The organism is Mycobacterium interjectum (assembly GCF_900078675.2).
GTDB lineage: Bacteria > Actinomycetota > Actinomycetes > Mycobacteriales > Mycobacteriaceae > Mycobacterium > Mycobacterium interjectum.
Map to the genome: position 1 here is coordinate 1,845,266 of NZ_LT546237.1, position 1,971 is coordinate 1,847,236.

Annotated in this window: 2 protein-coding genes; both read right to left on the minus strand. The window is 71.2% G+C overall.

The window, feature by feature from the left end:
* A partial coding sequence (locus BN4348_RS43155; protein ID WP_328589011.1) for a glutamate ligase domain-containing protein occupies window positions 1–965 on the minus strand: 965 nt, incomplete at its 3' end.
* A 207-nt stretch (window positions 966–1,172) separates the two neighbouring features.
* The coding region (locus tag BN4348_RS43165) for a cell division protein FtsQ/DivIB (RefSeq protein ID WP_066913356.1) at window positions 1,173–1,971 on the minus strand (799 nt) is incomplete at its 5' end.

Here is a 1,971-nt window from a genome sequence, read left to right on the forward strand (position 1 = left end):
GCCCGCAGCGCGGTCACGATCTCGGGACCCAGCAGGGTCACGTCGCCCGCCCCCATCGTGACGACGACGTCGCCGGGGCCCGCTGCCGCGGCGACCTCCTCGGCGACCGCCGAGAAGTCCGGCAGGTAGCGCACCGGCACGCTGACGTGCTCGGCGACGCTGGCCCCGCTGACGCCGGTGAGCGGCTGTTCGCGGGCTCCGTAGACGTCCAGGACGAAGACCTCGTCCGCGGCGTCCAGGGCGCGACCGAACTCGGCCGCGAAAGCCTTTGTGCGCGAATATAAATGGGGCTGAAACACCACGATGCAGCGGCCATTGAGTCCGCCGTCGCCCTGCCCGAGCAGCGCACGTACCGCCGCGAGCGTCGCGGTGATCTCGGTGGGGTGATGCGCGTAGTCGTCGAACACCCGCACCGAGGCCTGGCCGGTTCCCGAGGTTCCGACCAGTTCGAAGCGGCGGCGCACGCCCTCGAACCCGGCCAGCCCGTCGAGCACCGCATCGGCCGAGGCGCCGATCTCGAGCGCCGCCAGCAGCGCACCCAGCGCGTTGAGGGCCATGTGCCGGCCGGGCACCGACAGCCGCATCACCCGCGGGTGGGGTTCGCCGGCCAGCTGGATGTGGGCGACCGCCCCGGTGCCCTGCTGATCCCACGACAACAGCGTGGCCGCCAACCCGTCGCCGCCCGAGCCGTAGCGCAGCACCCGGATGCCCAGCGCGGCGGTGCGTTCGGCCAGCGCAGCCGCGCCCGGGTCGTCGGTGCACACGACCAGNCCGCGGGTGGAGTCGCGGCCGACGTCGAGCTTGACGTCGGCGTCGCTCATCAACAGCGCCTGCGCGTCGGTGTTGATCGCGATGAACTCCACGCCCTTGAGGCCCTGTTCGATCATCCGGTTGACGGCGTTGACGCCGCCGCCACCGATACCCACAACCTTGATAACGGCCAAGTAGTTGTGCGGGGGGGTCATCATTCGTCTTCCTCCCTGGTGGGACTCGGTGTGTCGGCCTGGCAAACCCTCAACCTCAACCATAGAGTTAGAGTTATGTCAAGTAGTTCCGCGCAAACAGAACGGTATGGGTAGTACGCGCGCTTATCCCGCAGGCGCGCCGACGCGCGGCACGCAAATTTTTGTTGCGCCGAGGGTGCGGCTCGCCGCACTGTCGGCCTCCGATACCTACTTGACGGTCGGCAGGTCGGGGCTGGACACGTCGTAGGTCTTGCCCGGCTGCGTCAGCAGCGCGGCCAGCTTCTCGGCCTTCTCGTCGGTGCGGTCGGTGGTCCCCCAGATCACCACCCGCCCGTCGCCCAGCGTCAGGGTGATCGAGGCCACCGACGGGGCCGCGATGCGGGCCACCTGGCCCGCCACCTCCGGACGCAGCGCGATCAGCACCTGCAGCGCGGCCCTGGTCGTCGGGTCGTTCGGCCCGGGATTGGCCACGTCGATGTAGGGCAGCGCCGGTGGCGGCGGGCCGGTCGCGAAGTCGACGCCGTCGCGGTCGAACAGGTGCGGGCCGTCCGGAAAGTCCTTGACCACCAACGGGACTCGCTCGACGATCGTGATGCGCAGGGCCGACGGGTACTGGCGCTGCACCCGGGCACTGGCCACCCGCCGGATCGCGGCGACGCGCTCGGCGACCTGGTTGGTGTTGATCTGCAGCAGCGGCGTGCCGGGCCGCACCCGCGCCGCGTCGAGCACCTCCTCGCGGGTCACCGCGCCGATCCCGGTGACGACGATGTTGCGCGCCGACATCGCCGGCGTGAAATAGAGGAGGAGTCCGAGGCCGACCCCCACGACCGCAACGACCACGCTCGCGAGCAGCATTTTCAGGCCCCGGACGACGCCCCGCGCGGCGGGTTTGGGCTGGTTGACGATGCGCCCGCTGGCCCGGCGCTTGGCCTCGCGGCGAGCCTCCTCGATAGCCCGGGCGCGGTCCTGCGCGACCCGGCGCTCGGCCCGCTCGCGGCGCGCCCGC